Origin of the sequence: Bacillus sp. TE8-1 (assembly GCF_008368855.1) — a bacterium.
GTDB classification, from domain to species: domain Bacteria; phylum Bacillota; class Bacilli; order Bacillales; family Bacillaceae_G; genus Bacillus_A; species Bacillus_A cereus.
This window is the reverse complement of record NZ_QPET01000002.1, coordinates 73,743-89,646: the sequence shown is the minus strand read 5'-3', so window position 1 is coordinate 89,646 and position 15,904 is coordinate 73,743. Positions and strand designations below refer to the sequence as shown.

Below are 15,904 nucleotides of genomic sequence, written 5' to 3'. Positions count from 1 at the left end.
TAGAAATTAAAGGGAATTCATGTAAAATTCAAATGAACTTCATATAAACTTCATATTAGAAACTAAATATAATTATAATAGGTTATTGTTATGTTTTTGATTTTTTATAAAATTAAAAGTTTGAATTTAGGAGGTATTTCTCGAACCTAAATTCAAACTTTAGTGAAATAATTAATGGATATTACGTCTAGTTTTCGCTAATGACGGCATTTAAAAGTTCAGCAGGATTACCCGTTCCTGCACCACCAATTGTAATAGATCCACCAGGAGGAATTTCGCCATTCCATCCTGCGTTTGTAATTACATAATGATTATTTGTTTTACTACTAATTTTAGAATCCCAAACTTGTGTTAAATTGCCGCTATAATCAAATTCTAATTTCCAATTTTTAATAGGAGTCGTTCCATTATTTTTGATTATAATCGAGAAGTTATAACCGCTGCCCCAATTCGAAGTGACTGAAAATGTAGCATTGCCATTTCCATCAGGAGGTGTCGTATTAGCTTCATCCGTTTTGACAGTAAGAGCGGTAGGTTGTGATTTATTTCCAGCAGCATCTTTGGCAATTATTGAAAATGTGTATTCCGTATTAGGTTTTAAGTTTTTAATTGTAATGCTATTTGTTGTTGTACTCCATTTCTCTTCTCCAGCAGTAATTTCATATTCCATAACTCCTACGTTATCAGTAGATGCAGTCCAGTTTAATTGAACTGAGTTTGAATTTTTATTCGTAACTACAACGTTTTTAACATTCGTTGGTGGCTCAGTATCTTTTTGACTAATAGGTCCACCAAGTAATTCTTTTACTAGCGTATCAAGTAATTTTGGACCACTGCAACTATATTTTGGACTTGTACGGCAATCTCCGCTTAGTTCCCAAAACATTGCTCCACTTAAACCTTTCGTCTTTATATAGTCTGTTTTGTATTTCATAGATTCATTGTCATCGTAGCTAATAAATGTGCCTGTAGTTGCATTATATAAATAAGGTACTTTAGCTGTGTCATTCCAGTAGCGTACAAAACCATTTTTATTAACGTAATTGGCTGCTAAATCACCGTAATCATACACACCTGTGTCACCGGTAGAATAATCATCCCAAGTACCTTTAGAAGCAAGTTTCCCATCACTACCTGGTTTGCAAGGTTGATATTGTCCGTTATTTTCTTTGCCACAACTTTTCCAGCCACGTCCGTAAAAGGGTACGCCTAATACTAGTTTATCGACTGGAACACCTTCATTTGTATAAACATTTATAGCACCATCTACGTAAAAATTCGTATTTGCTGCTGGGTCATTTGGATCCTTATATAGAGCTGCATTATGATTAGAAGTAGCTTCCCATCCGCCGTGGAAATCATATGTCATAATATTAATCCAATCGAGTATTTGAGAAATTTTCTTTAGCTCTGTATGATCAGCGTAGCGTTGGCTTGCGCCTGAAGCGATTGTTAGTAAATATTGTTTGCCATCTTCAGCACCTGCTTTATTCAAAGCATTTCGGACATCTTGAAGAAGGAGAGTGAAATTTTGTTTATCTTCAGGACGATAACTACCACCAGGAATCGTTTCAACGCCCGGATATTCCCAGTCTAAATCTACGCCATCAAACCCATATGCGCGAAGAAAAGCTACTGTAGATTCAGCAAATACTTTTCTTGTTTTTTCATCAGCGGCCATATCAGAAAAGCGGTTAGACCAAGTCCAGCCACCAACGGAAATAATTGTTTTTAAGTGAGGATATTTAGCTTTTAATCGTTTTAGTTCCCCGAAATTTCCGCAACGGGCATATTTATCGCAATCTTCCCAAGTTGTCCCTGAGCCAGGATACGATTTGGTAACATCAGCCCATGGTTCACCGAGTACGAGAGTACCATTAGGAACCTCTTTATTTTGCAATGGTACACCAGATTCTTTACAGTTCCACGTTTGTTTATTTGGATTATCAGGATGAGTAGAAGGGTTTCCATGTTTTCCATTCCAACAAATATCCGCGAAAGCATAGTTAAGGTGAGTAAGCTTTGATGCATCAATGTCAGCAACTTGATAATTACGTCCGTAAACGCCCCACGAAGGAAAGTACCCAACAATTTTTTGACTTTGCTTTGGTGAATCTGCTAATGCGAGATTTGGAGTAATAAAATTTGTGAGAAAAAGAGGTAAGAAAAGTAGTAGAGATAGTAATAGCAGTGTGAATTTTTGAGACCTCATAGCCATTTCTCCTTTCAAAATAAAAGATATATTTAAAGGCATACGCCAATAAACCAAAATGAATCTAGACGTATGAAACGTCTAGATAAAATGATCAGACATCACGAAGTCTATACAAGGGAGCTGGGGGTGATTAAATCGTAACAAATGTAAGATTTAGTGTAAACGCTTTATTAAGTTGAAAAAGACTTTCTCAATACAAAAAGGCTTGAATACAAACTATATATGAAAACGAAAGATTGGTATGGGAAGAAAAAGCTCATTATAAATAAATTTGAGAAAAAATTGTATGGAGCCAATTATTAAAGACGTAGAAAGATAAGGAAATATCATGTAAAATAATAGTAAAAATATGTAAAGGAGGGAATAGTGTGGATGTGTTTTTGAACATTGCTGAAGAAAAAATTCGACAAGCAATACGGAATGGTGATCTTGATTATCTTCCGGGAAAAGGAAAACCACTACAATTAGAAGATCTTTCAATGGTACCTCCAGAACTTAGAATGAGTTATAAAATTTTAAAAAATGCGGGAATGATTCCACCAGAAATGGAACTACAAAAAGATATATTAAAAATAGAGGATTTAATTGCTTGCTGTTATGATGAAGAAGAGAGAAAGAAATTACGAGAAGAGTTAACAGCAAAAACTCTTCGTTTTCAGCAGGTAATGGAAAAGAGAAAGATTAAAGATAGTTCAGCTTTTCGTATGTATCAAGGCAAATTATTTCGTAAATTACGCTAAGAGGGATAAGATGACTACATTTAAAACGATAGAAGAATTAGCGACCTATATCGAAGAACAACAATTGGTACTTCTGTTTATTAAAACGGAAAATTGTGGTGTTTGTGATGTTATGCTAAGAAAAGTAAATTGCGTATTAGAAAATTATGATTACGTAGAGAAAATAGAAATATTACTACAAGACATGCAAGAGATTGCGGGGCGATATGGAGTATTTACAGGGCCAACAATTTTATTATTTCATAATGGAAAAGAAATTCTTCGTGAATCACGCTTCATTTCACTTGAAAATCTAGAGAGAATCATTCAATTATTCGAGGAATAGGGGAGGCTTTTATATGGGATTTATTATTGTCATACTATTATTTGTTGTAGTTGGAATAATCGTAACAGCAGTTCGATCGAACAAAAAGAAGGTGAACTTGGCGAAACAAAATAACATACATAACTCATCTAACAGCTCATCACCATTATTTTTCTTTGCTGGATCGGATAATGATAGCTCGCATGATGGCGGTTCACATGATTGTGGAGGCTCTTTTGGGGGAGATAGCGGAGGAAGCTGCGGTGGCGGTGGGGATTGATGAAAATGCGCCTTATATAGGCGTATTTCTTTTTAAACAAACGTTTGATTAGTCGGCTTACATATACATAAACACAGTTAAACAAACGTTTGATTAATATTTTTAACATACTAAGGGGAATGGAAATGAAAAGGGAACCGAAAGTGAAAAATAAGGGGAAAGTAGTGTTATTTTTATTAGCTGCGGGAGGCGTATTTCTTGTTAAATTAGCATTTAAATTTGGAACAATACATATGATTCGAACTTGGTTTGAAAGTACGTTTTCTTAAATAAGGAATATAGCCTCTTGCGATAGAGGTTTTTGATTTGTTATTATTAGACTGAACGGTCGGTTTAAAGAGGTGTGAATATGAGAAGAAGCGCAGAAGAGATAAAGAAAGAAATTGCATACAAAGCAGAAAGTCTATTTTCACAGAAAGGCTACGCAGCTACATCTATGGAAGAGATTTGTGAAATTACAGAGCGAAGTAAAGGAAGCATTTATTATCACTTTAAAAGTAAAGAAGAATTATTTTTATTTGTAGTGAAACAGCATACGTATGATTGGGTTGAAAAATGGAATGAAAAAGAGAAGTTGTATAGCACTAGTACTGAAAAACTATATGGTCTCGCGGAATATCATGTAGAGGACATACAGCAACCAATTTCAAATGCAATAGAGGAATTCTCTATGAGTCAAGTTGTAAGTAAAGAGATTTTGGAGGAACTATTAGCTTTAACTAGAGAATCATATGTTATGTTTGAGAAATTAATTGAAGCAGGTATACAGTCTGGAGAGTTCCGTGAAGATAATACTCGTGATCTTATGTATATTGTGAATGGATTATTATCAGGGCTTGGAGTACTTTACTACGAGCTAGATTATAAAGAGTTGAAGCGTATTTATAAAAAGGCAATAGATGTATTGTTAAAAGGAATGGCAGCTGAATAATAGGTCAGTTGCTTTTCTTACAAAATAAAATAGACCGAACGGTCGGTTTGTAAAAGGGGGATGAAAATGAACGCTTTATTTAAAAACCGAGCATTTATGCTCGTTATGGCATCTGATATTTTACAACAATTTGCAATTTGGATCAGAAATATGGCTCTTTTATATTTCATAATGGAGCGAACGAATAATGATCCGGTTTCTGTTTCTTTGTTATCAGTTATGGAATATGCACCTATTTTTATTTTCTCGTTTATCGGTGGTGCGCTAGCTGATCGCTGGAATCCGAAAAGAACAATGGTCGCTGGAGATGTATTAAGTGTACTGTCTATTATAGGAATTGTCCTGTTGTTAAAGCTGGATTATTGGCAGGCTATATTTTTTGCAACACTCATTTCCGCGATTGTAGGCCAGTTTTCTCAGCCCTCATCTTCGCGCATATTTAAGCGCTATGTAAAAGAAGAAGAGGTAGCAAATGCAATTGCATTTAACCAAACATTACAGTCATTATTTCTGATTTTTGGACCAGTGGTAGGATCGCTTGTGTATACACAACTTGGTTTATTTACGTCACTATATAGCTTAATCATTTTATTTTTGTTATCTGCTATCGCCCTTTCATTTTTACCAAAATGGGTTGAAAAAGAGCAAGTGGCGAGAGATTCATTAAAAAATGATATAAAAGAAGGTTGGAAGTATGTTCTTCATACGAAAAATTTACGTATGATTACGATCACTTTCACCATTATAGGCTTAGCTGTTGGATTAACAACTCCATTAGAGGTGTTTCTTGTAATAGAACGCCTTGGAATGGAAAAGGAAGCAGTTCAATATTTAGCTGCAGCTGATGGAATAGGTATGTTAATTGGTGGTATTGTTGCTGCAATTTTCGCTTCAAAAGTGAATCCGAAAAAAATGTTTGTATTCGGTATGGGCATATTAGCAATGTCATTTTTAGTAGAAGGGCTATCTACATCATTTTGGATTACTAGTTTCATGAGGTTTGGAACAGGTATTTGTTTAGCTTGTGTTAATATTGTTGTCGGTACGCTTATGATTCAACTTGTACCAGAAAATATGGTTGGAAGAGTAAATGGGACGATTTTACCACTGTTTATGGGGGCAATGCTAATTGGAACTTCACTAGCTGGAGGATTAAAGGAACTAACTTCACTAGTTACTGTGTTTTGTATAGCAATGGCACTTATTTTATTAGCGATAGGGCCAGTTCTACGTATGCAAATAAAAAAAGAAGATGTTGCTAATAAAGAGGCACTAACAAATTCGTTAGCTTCGAAATAACTATTGTAAGGGAGCAATATTGCTCCCTTTTTCTTTGAGGAACTTTTGACAACTATATGAGCCAATTATATACTGATGTTGTAAAAACGATTTTACAGGTTAGGAGCAATGGTGTGAAAAATCAAATCTATGAATTACGCACTGAAAATAATATTTCACAAGGCGCATTAGCTGATAAATGTAAGGTTTCTAGACAAACGATAAATGCAATTGAGAATAATAAATATGATCCAAGTTTAGCGTTAGCATTCCGTTTAGCTGAAGTATTAGGAACAACTGTTGATAAATTATTTTTGTACAAGCAGTAGAGTCGTTCATTATAAGTCGCACCTTTAAAAATAAAAAAGATCCTCTTCTTATGAGAAGAGGATCTTTTCTTATAGCGTTTTAGTCTTTGGACTAGGTGGTGTAACGGATGTATTATTTTCTGGAACTCTAGTTAGTAAAAATCCTCCGATAATAAACAGAACAATAATACTAAGAACACCAGCGTTTGTTTTTCCTGTTAATTGGGTTGTAACACCGACTAATACTGGACCCATAATCGCGGCAAACTTGCCAAATATATTATAAAATCCGAAGAATTCATTTGCAGATTCTTTAGGTACTAGTTTTGCAAAGTATGAACGACTTAGTGCTTGAATACCACCTTGAGATGTAGCAACTAACATTGCTAAAATCCAAAAATCAAGTGTCGTTTTTAAGAAATAAGCATATGTGCAAATAATGATATAAATAATGATACCGACATATAACATTTTTTTACCAGTAAATGTTTCAGATAGTTTTCCATATAGTAAAGCAAATGGACAAGCGACAATTTGTGTTACAAATAATATGATTAATAGATTCGTTGCACTAATACCGAGATCGGTTCCGTAAGCGGTAGACATAGTAATAATCGTATCGACTCCGTCAATATAGAAAAAGTAAGCGATTAGAAACATAAATACAGTTTTATATTCTTTAATATTTTTAAAAGTATCAGCAAGGCGTTTGAAGCTCATTCTAATAGGTCTTGGATGACGTTCAATATAGTGCGTTTGCTCTACGTTTTTTAGCATTGGAATTGTAAATAACCCCCACCAAAGAGCTGTTATCGCGAATGAAATTTGACTAGCAATGCCAACTGATAAAGGGATAGTTCCTTTTTGAGCAAGAATGATAAGAGTGATACAACCGATAAATGGAATAGTACTCCCAATATAGCCTAAAGCGAAACCTCTCGTAGAAATTCGATCCATTCTATCTTCAGAAGTGACATCTACTAAAAATGCATCATAAAAAATGTTTGCTCCAGCAAAGCCGATTAAGGCGAGCATATAGCACCCTAGCAATAAGTACCACTGAGAGGTTGGAACGACTGCTAACATACTTGTAAATACGATACCGAGTCCAAAGAAGAATGTGAAAAAACGTTTTTTAAATCCTTTATAATCAGCAACTGTGCCAAGAATAGGAGCAAGTATAGAAATTAAAAGTGTTGCGAATGAGTTTGCATATCCCCAATATGCTGTTGAAGTTGCCCCAGATAAACCCGCTTCTTTTGCAGCTGCTTTAAAGTAAATTGGAAATAATGCAGTTGTAATGACGAGCGAATATACGGAGTTCGCCCAATCGTATAATATCCAGCTTTTTTCTTGTCTGGACATTTTTTTCATATAATGTTCCCCCTCAAATTTGTTTTACTAACAGTGTACAAAAATAAAAATTATAAAAAGAGAAACAATGATGAATTTTACATAACTTTTACATATATACACAGTTCTTTACAATTGGAGTAAATCCTCTACAATTGATCCGTCTGTTTCACCTAAGTGTAAACCGAGTAGTCTAGCGATAGTTGGGCCCTCATCAATAAGTCTCATATACGGTATGGTAATGCCGCTTTTTATCCCTTTCCCAGCAGCGATAAAAATTGTTTCATAGTTAGGTTTTGTTGGAGAGTATCCATGCGTACCAAATGTATATTTTTTACTAGGCGTAACATCTTTTTCGGTAATTTCTTTTATAAAATCTCCTGTATAGTTTTCAGTGAAATAATACCCTTCTCGTGCTTCTAACATGAATAAACAATTACCGTCTGCACCGCAGTCTTTGGCAGCTTCATCATGAAGTATAAATTCAATTCCGTTTTGTTTATTTTGAAGTAGTTCTTCAAGGAGTAGTTGTACCTCCCGAATTGTATCCGTATCATTTTTGTCCTTTACATATACATAGGCAGAGCCGTCGCAACTTTGGCAATAGGCTTTCCAGTCTACTAATTTTCCTTTTTTATTAAGAGATATAAGTCCTCTTTGATGGAATAGCACATTTAATTGGATGGATTTGTTTTCACTTAAAGCGCTATGATCACCAAGGGCAATAATTGTACTTTCTTCGTATAAGTCACTTTCTTTTAGTGCTTGAATAATTTTCCCTAGACGTTCGTCGTGTCTCTGGATAGCAGCTATTGTTTCGTTAGATTCAAAGCCGTGATAGTGTCTTTGTGTGTCTAAATCGGTGAAATGTACAAACATGACATTAGGCTTTTTCGTCTGGATTGTATGCACAGCAGAGGCGAGGACGAAATCATCCAGTTCTGGTTGTGATAAACCATTTCTTATATGGCCGAAACGACGATTTAAATCTAATTGGTATAGTGGGCTACCGCTAAATAAGGAAACTAACACTTGATTTTGCCAAGGTCTATTGGGGAAAATTTCTGGTAAATTGTAATCAATATTCGCTCTTCCAGTAACAGGCCATAGAAGGGCAGCTGTCGTTAAATTTGCTTTGCGCGCTTCATCATACAATGTTGTTCCTTTTATTGATTTTCGGTACCAATGCCAATCAGGTGATTCACGCCCTGGTTGAAGTAACGTATTGCTAACAACACCGTGCTTGTTAGGGTAATTACCGGTTACGATTGTTGAGTGGCTTGGATATGTTACAGAAGGATAAATTGGTTCTACTTTTTCGACAACCGTGCCCTTTTTTATTAGAGATTGGAAATGAGGTAGTTTTTGTAGTATAGGAAAATCTAAAGCTGATAAACAGTCGAATGATAAAATAATGACATGGTTTGTTAATGCTTTATCCATAAAGTTCCCTCCTGATTATATAAAACCTATTCTTATATATTACTATTAATACCTAGCAATAAAAATATATTTCTATGTGAAAATTTATTATTTATTTTCAGAAAAATTAAACATATAATTAAGTATAAGGGAATCTATGGAAGGAGGAAACACTATGGATTGGTTAGATGGATTTGGTATCTTTTACATCATTGGCGGAGTCACGATTATCCTTGTATTTGCTATTTCATATTTACTAAAGAAACGGTTTCCAGACAAACAGTTCGATATTATATTTGCACTTAGTTTAATACTTCTTTGCTTAGCATCCTTTCCCGTTACAATGATGGTTATTGGTGGGTGGGAAGGAATGGGATATGGATTTATTGGTTTCTTCGTCCTACTTGGTACACTTATCGGTATGATTGCACATCAACTTGTAAAAATTACGCGAAAAAGCTACGTATAAAACTGTAAAAAATGAAAAGAATATAAAAATAAGAAAATTCACTCTTGTTTTGGGTTGAAATTTATATTATGATAATCAACAAATTTATTTCGTTATAACGATGAAAAAGGACTAGTACATGTTCAACCTTTTTAGCAGAGAGAGAATCCGTCAGGCTGAAAGATTCTTAAAAAGGCAATATGGAACCTGCCTTTGAGTTCTGCATATGCAGCGGGAATTTCCCGTTATCAAAAAGAGAGCATGCGCAATTTTTGTGCATGAATCAGGGTGGTAACGCCGACAAAGCTCGGTCCCTATTTAGGGACGCGGGCTTTTTTGTATTTTCTAGAAGGAGGAAGACTGACTATGGCAAAAGAACAAGTGCAAGCCATTACGAAGATGGAAGAGGACTTTGCGCAGTGGTATACCGATATTGTAAAAAAAGCCGAACTTGTTGATTATTCAAGTGTAAAAGGATGCATGATTTTACGTCCGTATGGTTATGCCTTATGGGAGAATATGCAGAAGGTGATGGATGAGAAGTTAAAAGAAACTGGCCATGAAAATGTATATATGCCAATGTTTATCCCAGAGAGTTTATTGCAAAAAGAGAAGGATCATGTTGAAGGATTTGCTCCTGAAGTAGCATGGGTTACGCATGGCGGAGATGAAAAGTTGGCGGAAAGACTTTGTGTACGTCCTACATCTGAAACTTTATTTTGTGAGCACTTTTCAAAAATTGTGCAATCCTATAATGATTTGCCAAAGTTATATAATCAGTGGTGTTCAGTAGTTCGTTGGGAGAAGACAACTAGGCCATTCCTTCGTACGACTGAATTTTTATGGCAAGAGGGTCATACAATCCATGAAACGGCAGAAGAATCGCAGGCTGAAACATTAAATATTTTAAACTTATATGCTTCTTTCTGTGAGGATTATTTAGCAATACCAGTTATTAAAGGACAAAAAACAGAAAAAGAGAAGTTTGCTGGAGCAAAGGCAACTTATACAATTGAAAGTTTAATGCATGATGGAAAAGCACTTCAAACAGGAACCTCTCATAACTTTGGAACGAATTTCTCTAAAGCATTTGATATTAAGTTTTTAGATCGTAACGGTAAGTGGCAATATGTGCACCAAACATCTTGGGGTGTATCAACAAGAATGATAGGCGGGCTAATAATGGTTCATAGTGATAATAATGGACTTGTAATGCCACCAAAAGTCGCTCCAGTGCAAGTTGTTATTGTACCAATTGCTCAGCATAAAGAAGGAGTTTTAGCAAAAGCAACAGAGTTACAAGCACATATTCAAAAGGTTGCACGAGTAAAAATAGATGCTAGTAATAAAACACCAGGCTGGAAATTTAATGAGTATGAAATGAAGGGGATTCCAATTCGATTAGAAGTTGGCCCTAAAGATATTGAAAAGAATCAAGTTGTACTTGTAAGAAGAGATACGAAGGAAAAAGAGTTTGTACCAATGGATCAATTAGAAGAACGTATTCCAGCATTACTTGAAGAAATTCATATTGCTTTATTTAATAAAGCAAAAGCATTTCGCGATGAGAATACGTATGTTGCGACAAATTTCGAAGAGATGAAAAAAATAGCTGACGAAAAGCAAGGCTTTATTAAGGCAATGTGGTGCGGGGAATTAGCTTGTGAAGAAAAACTAAAAGAAGAAGTTGGCGTATCTTCACGTTGTATGCCTTTTGAGCAAGAGCATTTAGCTGAAGAATGTATTTGTTGTGGTAAAGAAGCTAAACAAATGGTGTATTGGGGAAAAGCGTATTAATACTTTTTCTGATAGGTGATAAAAGGACTTTGGGCTGCATAATAAAATGTAATCCAAAGTCCTTTTTAGTTTTATACAGTATTTCATGTACTTTTTAGATGGAAGGATGTTGTTCTTATTTTACGTTTTTACGACGAATAAACAGTAACATACCAATTAGGAATGTTGAAAGCCCCATTAAAATAGATATAGGGTAATGCGTTGCAGTATTAGGTAATTTATCACCTTGTTTTTTCGTATTACCTTTTACATTACCCCCTTGAGAACCGTTGCCCTCCTGAGAATTGCTATCGCCTTTAACACGATTGCCACCTTGAGAGCCATTACCCCCTTGAGAACTGCTATCACCTTTAACACGATTGCCGCCTTGAGAGCCATTGCCGCCAGAACCGTTACCGCCAGAACCGTTACCGCCAGAACCATTGCCACCAGAGCCATTGCCACCAGAACCATTGCCACCAGAACCATTACCCCCAGAACCGTTCCCACCAGAACCGTTGCCACCAGCACACCACCCCGTTACCGCCGGAACCTTTGTCACCAGACCCGTTCCCGCCGGAACCATTGCCACCAGAGCCACTGCCACCAGAACCGTTACCGCCGGAACCATTGCCCCGTTACCGCCAGAACCATTGTCACCAGAACCAGTATCGTCCTGAGAACCGTTATTTCCTGGAGGTATATTATTATCCTTTGAGTTTCCTTCTGCAAAATGATCGCTATTTTGTACAATAGCGTTTGTTAATGGTTGGAAGTTTTCAGTTGCAGCATTACCGATATTTAAACCGCTAAAAAAAGATAAAGAGAGTGTTGATGCTAAAATGAAGATTTTCGTCATGGTTTTCCTCCTAAGAGATTAATGTTCCATCTAAAATACATCCCTTTGTAATATTTCTTAGGAAAAAGAGTTTTATGCAAAAAAAACTATATATAGAAAAAGGTGGTGTATTTGTCAAAGCAGAAAAGAGTTAATGTAGATTTCCTACAAATAGTAGAGGGGGAGAATTTACATTCATAACGGTAGAGGAAGTGGCAGCAGATGAAAGAGTATATAGCGTTTGATATTGGCGGTACGCAAATTAAGTATGGTATTGTTTCAGAAATAGGGAGAGTATTAAAGCGTCAAACAGTTGCAACAGAAATTCATTTAGGCGGAGAACAAATTATTCAAAAACTTATATATGTATCCAAAAAAATAATGAATGAACATACTATTGCCGGAATCGGTATTAGCACTGCGGGAATTGTTGATATTAATAAAGGAATTGTGACGGGAGGTGCGGATCATATTCCGGGATATAGTACTATTCCTATTATTGATAGATTGCAAGAGATATTAAAAGTTCCAGTATCGATTGACAATGATGTGAATTGTGCAGCGTTTGGAGAAATGTGGAATGGTAGTGGAAGAGAGAAAGATAACTTTATTATGCTCACCCTTGGAACAGGGATTGGGGGAGCAATTTTTATAGATGGAAAATTGTACCGAGGACATTCATTTAGTGCTGGTGAATGGGGGAATATGTTAATAGAAGGAAAAACGTTTGAAGAGGTTGCTTCGATTTCAGGATTAATTCGACTTGTAAGCAAATATAAAGGCAAAGGCAAGTGGAATGGGAAAAGAATTTTCGAGTTGTATGATAAAGGAGATCGGGAAGTTGCTCAAGCAGTTGGGATTTTCTTTAAACATTTGGCAATCGGAATTAGTAATCTTGCTTATATTTTTAATCCAGAAACGATTATTATTGGTGGAGGAATTACCGATAGAGGAAATGAGTTTTTAAAAGAAGTAAAAGAAGAGGTCAGTAAATACTTAAATCAAGAGATTTATAATAATTGTGAGATTGAACTTGCGCAAAACGGTAATTGTGCAGGAATGATTGGTGCTATTTACCACTTCTTACATCATCATAAGTAAGTTATATGAATGTTTTCATATAACTGAGAATTTATCCTTTTTATCGCTAGGTAAATAATGCTACAATATAAGAGAAGAATACAATATTTTCCGATTTGGAAAATGCTTTGTAGAAAGGGAGAAACTTCATGCCTATTATTTTAGAAAAAGGTCAAAAGATCGATTTAACGAAAGGACAACCAAAAGTAGCAAAACTACAGGTTGGCTTAGGCTGGGATCCAATTGGGCAATCAGGTGGATTTCTGTCTTCATTATTTGGAAGTAAACCAAATGTAGATTGTGATGCATCTGTTGTTATGTTAGAAGGAGATCGTTTTTTAAACAAAAATGATTTAGTTTACTTCGGAAATAAACTTTCTACTTGTGGTAGTATTATTCATTCAGGAGATAATTTAACAGGTGAAGGCGCTGGTGATGACGAAACAATTTTCGTAGAATTACATAAAGTTCCAAGCCGTATTAATCGTTTAGTATTCGTTGTAAATATTTATGACTGTGTAAATCGTCGTCAAGATTTCGGGATGATTCGTAATGCATATATTCGTATTCAAAACCCGCAAACTGGTGAAGAATTAGCACGCTATAATTTATCGGATAATTATGCTGGCAAAACAACTCTAATTGCAGGTGAAATGTATCGTCACGGAAGTGAATGGAAGTTTTCAGCAGTTGGAGAAGGCACGCAAGATAAAAACTTAAGTGAGATTGTATCACGTTATCAATAAAATAACCGAGGAGGAATTGTATATGGCATCAATTTCATTGAAAAAGGGACAAAAGGTAGACTTAACAAAAACGAATCCAGGTCTTTCGAAAGTTCTTGTAGGACTTGGTTGGGACACGAATCGTTATGACGGACAAAACGATTTCGACTTAGATGTTAGTATTTTCTTAGTAGGCGCGAATGGTAAAGTTTCAGGAGCTGAAGATTTCGTTTTCTATAATAATCCAAAAGGTGCGAATGGTGCTGTGGAGCATTTAGGAGATAACCGCACTGGTGAAGGTGAAGGCGATGACGAAGCGATTAAAGTAGATTTGAAAAATGTTCCTGCTCACATCGAACGTATTTGTTTCACAATTACAATTTATGATGGAGAAGGCCGTAGCCAAAACTTCGGACAAGTTTCTAATTCTTTCGTACGTATTCTTGATGAAGAAAAGAATGCAGAATTAATTCGTTACGATTTAGGAGAAGATTTCTCTATTGAAACAGCCGTAGTAGTAGGTGAATTATATCGTCATGCAGGTGATTGGAAATTCAATGCAATCGGAAGTGGATTCCAAGGTGGATTAGCGTCTCTATGTAATAACTTTGGTTTAGATGTAGAGTAATAGATTTGATTTATATATCCATCGGTGAAATGTATGTTTACTGATGGATATATTTTTAAAGATAAAAATATAGAGGTGAATATAGATGGTTATTCAATTACAAAAAGGCCAGAAAATCGATTTAGGTAAGACAAGCCCTGGTTTAACAAAAGCAGTAATTGGTCTTGGATGGGATATTAAATCTTATGACGGCGGAGCCGATTTCGATTTAGATGCATCTGCCTTTTTATTAGATGCAAACGGAAAATGTACGAAGGAAACTGATTTTATCTTCTATAATAATTTACAGTCTCCTTGTGGATCTGTTTTACATACAGGAGATAACCGTACAGGTGAAGGTGAAGGTGACGATGAGCAACTTGTTGTGGACTTGAAGAAAGTTCCAGCAGATGTGCACAGAATTGCTATTACAGTTACGATTTATGATGCAGAAGGCCGTAGTCAAAACTTTGGGCAAGTAGGAAATGCGTTTGTTCGTTTAGCGAATGAAGAAACGAGTGAAGAAGTTCTTCGTTTTGATTTAGGGGAAGATTTCTCCATCGAAACAGCAGTTGTCTTTTGTGAATTATACCGTCATAATGGACAGTGGAAGTTTAATGCAGTAGGAAGTGGATTCCAAGGTGGTTTAGGTGCGCTTGTAAGAGCGTATGGCTTGGATGCATAGAAAGGAAACGATATTCGTTTCCTTTTTTTGACCTTTCTATAAATCTAGCAAAGAATAGGGGATAAAGGTAAGATGAGTATTTTGCAAGGAATCCTTGATACGTATGCTCAGTTTTTCGACTTGGACATGTGGATTAAAGTGTTGCAGGATCCAGTATCTTGGGGATTAATTGGTACACTTGTTGTACTTGAAGGATTATTATCTGCTGATAACGCACTTGTGTTAGCGGTAATGGTAAAACATCTTCCGGAAGAAAAACGTAAAAAAGCATTATTCTATGGACTTATTGGAGCTTATGTGTTCCGCTTTATTGCGATTGGAATCGGAATGTTCTTAATTAAATTATGGTGGGTAAAACTTCTTGGTGCACTTTACCTTGCTTGGTTATCAGTAAAATACTTTATTGATAAGCGTAAAGGTGCAAGTGAAGAAGACGAAGCTCACGGTATGAATCAAAATAGTATTCTCTTTAGAATGTTTGGTGTCTTCTGGGGAACAGTTGCGATGGTTGAATTAATGGATATCGCATTCTCTGTAGATAGCGTACTTGCTGCATTTGGTGTATCTAATGAAGTTTGGATTTTACTATTAGGCGGAATGCTAGGTATTTTAATGATGCGTGGTATTGCTGGTGTATTCTTAAAATTGTTAGAGCGTATTCCAGAGCTTGAAACGACAGCATACATTTTAATCTTAATTATTGCAGCAAAAATGTTACTGTCTTTAATCGAGATTGAGATTAGTCATACACTATTCTTTATTATTTTAGTTGTAGCATTTGGAGCAACATTTATACTTCACTACATGAAGAATTCTGGACAAGCTAGAGAAGAAGTTGCAGCTACTAAAGAAGACAATAAATAATTGAAATGGGTTTGCTCGTTTTGCGAGCGCCCATTTTTTATAACCAAAAA

Annotated in this window: 17 protein-coding genes, 1 pseudogene and 1 other annotated feature; of the genes and pseudogenes, 14 read left to right on the top strand and 4 right to left on the bottom strand. The window is 35.7% G+C overall.

The features are described 5' to 3' along the window. Positions 1-187: 187 nt before the first annotated feature. Complete coding sequence (locus DN404_RS01815; protein WP_149214667.1) at positions 188-2,212, bottom strand: glycosyl hydrolase family 18 protein; 2,025 nt, start codon at positions 2,210-2,212, stop codon at positions 188-190. 371 nt (positions 2,213-2,583) lie between these two features. Here DN404_RS01815 and DN404_RS01805 point away from each other — a divergent pair, with 371 nt between their 5' ends. The 7 genes from DN404_RS01805 to DN404_RS01775 all read left to right on the top strand — a co-directional run bounded on the left by DN404_RS01805 (position 2,584) and on the right by DN404_RS01775 (position 6,077). Then, positions 2,584-2,955, top strand: coding sequence for a DnaJ family domain-containing protein (locus DN404_RS01805; RefSeq protein WP_000382376.1), 372 nt, complete (start codon positions 2,584-2,586; stop codon positions 2,953-2,955). A 10-nt stretch (positions 2,956-2,965) separates the two neighbouring features. Beyond that, the gene (locus DN404_RS01800; protein ID WP_000206515.1) at positions 2,966-3,280 is read left to right on the top strand and encodes a thioredoxin family protein; all 315 of its coding nucleotides are present in this window, start codon (positions 2,966-2,968) and stop codon (positions 3,278-3,280) included. Between the two features lie 13 nt (positions 3,281-3,293). Next, positions 3,294-3,539 carry a hypothetical protein gene (locus DN404_RS01795; protein ID WP_000505774.1) on the top strand — a complete coding sequence of 82 codons (246 nt, stop codon included), beginning with the start codon at positions 3,294-3,296 and terminating at the stop codon, positions 3,537-3,539. 125 nt (positions 3,540-3,664) lie between these two features. Beyond that, positions 3,665-3,808, top strand: coding sequence for a hypothetical protein (locus tag DN404_RS01790; protein ID WP_000817981.1), 144 nt, complete (start codon positions 3,665-3,667; stop codon positions 3,806-3,808). Positions 3,809-3,888: 80 nt separating this feature from the next. Beyond that, complete coding sequence (locus tag DN404_RS01785) at positions 3,889-4,470, top strand: TetR/AcrR family transcriptional regulator (protein WP_149214666.1); 582 nt, start codon at positions 3,889-3,891, stop codon at positions 4,468-4,470. Positions 4,471-4,536: 66 nt separating this feature from the next. Further along, positions 4,537-5,769, top strand: coding sequence for an MFS transporter (locus tag DN404_RS01780; protein ID WP_044307350.1), 1,233 nt, complete (start codon positions 4,537-4,539; stop codon positions 5,767-5,769). Between the two features lie 56 nt (positions 5,770-5,825). Continuing rightward, complete coding sequence (locus DN404_RS01775; RefSeq protein ID WP_002023181.1) at positions 5,826-6,077, top strand: helix-turn-helix transcriptional regulator; 252 nt, start codon at positions 5,826-5,828, stop codon at positions 6,075-6,077. 69 nt (positions 6,078-6,146) lie between these two features. On the opposite strand, the gene DN404_RS01770 is transcribed toward DN404_RS01775, so the two are convergent. Both DN404_RS01770 and DN404_RS01765 read right to left on the bottom strand, forming a co-directional pair. Next, positions 6,147-7,430 carry an MFS transporter gene (locus tag DN404_RS01770; protein WP_000738816.1) on the bottom strand — a complete coding sequence of 428 codons (1,284 nt, stop codon included), beginning with the start codon at positions 7,428-7,430 and terminating at the stop codon, positions 6,147-6,149. 108 nt (positions 7,431-7,538) lie between these two features. Beyond that, positions 7,539-8,852: an alkaline phosphatase family protein gene (locus tag DN404_RS01765; RefSeq protein WP_000356414.1), complete on the bottom strand. Its 1,314-nt coding sequence runs from the start codon at positions 8,850-8,852 to the stop codon at positions 7,539-7,541. A gap of 154 nt (positions 8,853-9,006) precedes the next feature. Here DN404_RS01765 and DN404_RS01760 point away from each other — a divergent pair, with 154 nt between their 5' ends. Both DN404_RS01760 and proS read left to right on the top strand, forming a co-directional pair. After that, a complete protein-coding gene (locus tag DN404_RS01760) occupies positions 9,007-9,300 on the top strand; it encodes a YesK-like family protein (protein WP_000383865.1) in 294 nt (97 codons plus the stop codon). A gap of 91 nt (positions 9,301-9,391) precedes the next feature. Then, positions 9,392-9,598: a binding site (T-box leader), on the top strand. A gap of 47 nt (positions 9,599-9,645) precedes the next feature. Then, positions 9,646-11,076, top strand: coding sequence for a proline--tRNA ligase (gene proS / locus DN404_RS01755; protein WP_001040985.1), 1,431 nt, complete (start codon positions 9,646-9,648; stop codon positions 11,074-11,076). 115 nt (positions 11,077-11,191) lie between these two features. Here proS and DN404_RS01750 read toward each other — a convergent pair. After that, a pseudogene (locus DN404_RS01750) lies at positions 11,192-11,914 on the bottom strand (LPXTG cell wall anchor domain-containing protein). 201 nt (positions 11,915-12,115) lie between these two features. Between DN404_RS01750 and DN404_RS01745 the strand changes: the two are divergent. From DN404_RS01745 to DN404_RS01725, 5 genes are all read left to right on the top strand, one after another. Beyond that, a complete protein-coding gene (locus DN404_RS01745; RefSeq protein WP_059304172.1) occupies positions 12,116-12,994 on the top strand; it encodes an ROK family protein in 879 nt (292 codons plus the stop codon). A gap of 128 nt (positions 12,995-13,122) precedes the next feature. Beyond that, positions 13,123-13,719, top strand: coding sequence for a TerD family protein (locus DN404_RS01740; RefSeq protein ID WP_001121586.1), 597 nt, complete (start codon positions 13,123-13,125; stop codon positions 13,717-13,719). A gap of 22 nt (positions 13,720-13,741) precedes the next feature. Continuing rightward, positions 13,742-14,326 carry a TerD family protein gene (locus DN404_RS01735; protein ID WP_000146726.1) on the top strand — a complete coding sequence of 195 codons (585 nt, stop codon included), beginning with the start codon at positions 13,742-13,744 and terminating at the stop codon, positions 14,324-14,326. 85 nt (positions 14,327-14,411) lie between these two features. Further along, positions 14,412-14,990, top strand: a complete 579-nt coding sequence (locus DN404_RS01730) for a TerD family protein (RefSeq protein ID WP_000236643.1) — start codon at positions 14,412-14,414, stop codon at positions 14,988-14,990. Positions 14,991-15,062: 72 nt separating this feature from the next. Further along, the gene (locus tag DN404_RS01725) at positions 15,063-15,854 is read left to right on the top strand and encodes a TerC family protein (RefSeq protein ID WP_000025704.1); all 792 of its coding nucleotides are present in this window, start codon (positions 15,063-15,065) and stop codon (positions 15,852-15,854) included. The last annotated feature ends 50 nt before the right edge of the window (positions 15,855-15,904 follow it).

Excerpts from the sequence above, each read along its gene's own strand:
- DN404_RS01815 (WP_149214667.1), bottom strand. The coding sequence starts at position 2,212 with ATGAGGTCTCAAAAATTCACACTGCTATTACTATCTCTACTACTTTTC.
- DN404_RS01800 (WP_000206515.1), top strand. The coding sequence starts at position 2,966 with ATGACTACATTTAAAACGATAGAAGAATTAGCGACCTATATCGAAGAA.
- DN404_RS01795 (WP_000505774.1), top strand. The coding sequence starts at position 3,294 with ATGGGATTTATTATTGTCATACTATTATTTGTTGTAGTTGGAATAATC.
- DN404_RS01790 (WP_000817981.1), top strand. The coding sequence starts at position 3,665 with ATGAAAAGGGAACCGAAAGTGAAAAATAAGGGGAAAGTAGTGTTATTT.
- DN404_RS01785 (WP_149214666.1), top strand. The coding sequence starts at position 3,889 with ATGAGAAGAAGCGCAGAAGAGATAAAGAAAGAAATTGCATACAAAGCA.
- DN404_RS01780 (WP_044307350.1), top strand. The coding sequence starts at position 4,537 with ATGAACGCTTTATTTAAAAACCGAGCATTTATGCTCGTTATGGCATCT.
- DN404_RS01775 (WP_002023181.1), top strand. The coding sequence starts at position 5,826 with ATGAGCCAATTATATACTGATGTTGTAAAAACGATTTTACAGGTTAGG.
- DN404_RS01770 (WP_000738816.1), bottom strand. The coding sequence starts at position 7,430 with ATGAAAAAAATGTCCAGACAAGAAAAAAGCTGGATATTATACGATTGG.
- DN404_RS01765 (WP_000356414.1), bottom strand. The coding sequence starts at position 8,852 with ATGGATAAAGCATTAACAAACCATGTCATTATTTTATCATTCGACTGT.
- DN404_RS01760 (WP_000383865.1), top strand. The coding sequence starts at position 9,007 with ATGGATTGGTTAGATGGATTTGGTATCTTTTACATCATTGGCGGAGTC.
- proS (WP_001040985.1), top strand. The coding sequence starts at position 9,646 with ATGGCAAAAGAACAAGTGCAAGCCATTACGAAGATGGAAGAGGACTTT.
- DN404_RS01745 (WP_059304172.1), top strand. The coding sequence starts at position 12,116 with ATGAAAGAGTATATAGCGTTTGATATTGGCGGTACGCAAATTAAGTAT.
- DN404_RS01740 (WP_001121586.1), top strand. The coding sequence starts at position 13,123 with ATGCCTATTATTTTAGAAAAAGGTCAAAAGATCGATTTAACGAAAGGA.
- DN404_RS01735 (WP_000146726.1), top strand. The coding sequence starts at position 13,742 with ATGGCATCAATTTCATTGAAAAAGGGACAAAAGGTAGACTTAACAAAA.
- DN404_RS01730 (WP_000236643.1), top strand. The coding sequence starts at position 14,412 with ATGGTTATTCAATTACAAAAAGGCCAGAAAATCGATTTAGGTAAGACA.
- DN404_RS01725 (WP_000025704.1), top strand. The coding sequence starts at position 15,063 with ATGAGTATTTTGCAAGGAATCCTTGATACGTATGCTCAGTTTTTCGAC.